Genomic DNA, 1,185 nt, shown 5'->3' with positions numbered 1-1,185 from the left:
GAACCGTCACGGGTTCTCTGCCGCTTCCTTGTGATGAAGGATGGCGAGATGCCGAAGAAGTATGACCCCGAGGTCAAGGCTCGGGCGGTGCGGATGGTGCGTGAGCACATGGGCGACTACGGGTCGGTGACGGCGGCGTCGGTCGCGGTCGGCGCCCAGCTCGGGATCGCGCGGGAGTCGTTGCGCCGCTGGGTGGCGCAGGCCGACATCGACGACGGTGCCCGACCGGGTGTGACGTCGGCGGAGTCGGAGGAGATCCGCCGGCTGCGGGCGGAGAACAAGCGACTGGCCGAGGCGAACGCGATTCTGCGTGCGGCCTCGATTTTCTTCGCGGGAGAGCTCGACTCCCGCGGCCGCTGATCATGGGGTTCATCGATCGGATGAGACGCCAGGGCTTCGCGGTCGAGTCGGTCTGCACCGTCCTGCGTGAGCAGGGAGTGCAGGTCGCCGCGAGAACCTACCGGTCCTGGGCGGTGGCGCCACCGGCAGCCCGGACGGTGTCCGACGCGGCCGTCGTCGACGCGATCCGTTCGCTGCGCGTGGACGCCCAGGGGCGGGCGACGCCGGAGTCGCTCTACGGGCGGCGCAAGACGACCGCGATGCTGCGCCGCCAGGGTCTGGTGGTGGCGCACTGCACGGTGGACCGGTTGATGCGTGAGCACGGCTGGAACGGGCTGCGACGCGGCCGGGCGCACCGCACCACGATCCGGGCCAAGGACGGGGTGCGGGCCGGGGACCTGCTCAACCGCGACTTCCGCGCGCCGGCGCCGAATCGGGTCTGGGTGGCCGACTTCACCTACGTCCGGACCTGGGCCGGGTTCGCCTACGTCGCGTTCGTCGTCGACGTGTTCGCCCAGCGCATCGTCGGGTGGCACGCGATGAGCACGCGCCCGACCGACCTCGTCCTGGTCCCGCTGCGCATGGCCTGCTGGGCCCGTGACCAGCAGCAGCACCCGATCGTCGCGGGGCAGCTGACGGCGCACTCGGACGCCGGGTCTCAATACGTGTCCGTGCGCTACACCGAGCACCTGGCACTGCAGGGAATCGCCGCGTCGATCGGCACCGTCGGGGACGCCTACGACAACTGCCTGATGGAGTCGATCATCGGGCTGTTCAAGAACGAGTGCATCAGACCCGGCCCCTTTGCGACCGGACCGCTGAAGAACCTGACCGACGTCGAGATGG

The 1,185-nt window shown here is 70.0% G+C and carries 2 protein-coding genes; both read left to right on the top strand.

Going from position 1 to position 1,185, the window contains the following annotated elements:
* The coding region (locus CCE02nite_RS20285) for a transposase (protein ID WP_141391383.1) at nucleotides 1-360 on the top strand (360 nt) is incomplete at its 5' end.
* Nucleotides 361-380: 20 nt separating this feature from the next.
* On the top strand, nucleotides 381-1,185 hold an 805-nt coding region (locus tag CCE02nite_RS20280; RefSeq protein WP_170227399.1), incomplete at its 3' end, for an IS3 family transposase.

It is taken from the genome of Cellulosimicrobium cellulans, assembly GCF_006539945.1.
GTDB lineage: Bacteria > Actinomycetota > Actinomycetes > Actinomycetales > Cellulomonadaceae > Cellulosimicrobium > Cellulosimicrobium cellulans.
Note: the sequence above shows the minus strand (reverse complement) of the source record. Positions and strands in the feature narration are given on the sequence as shown.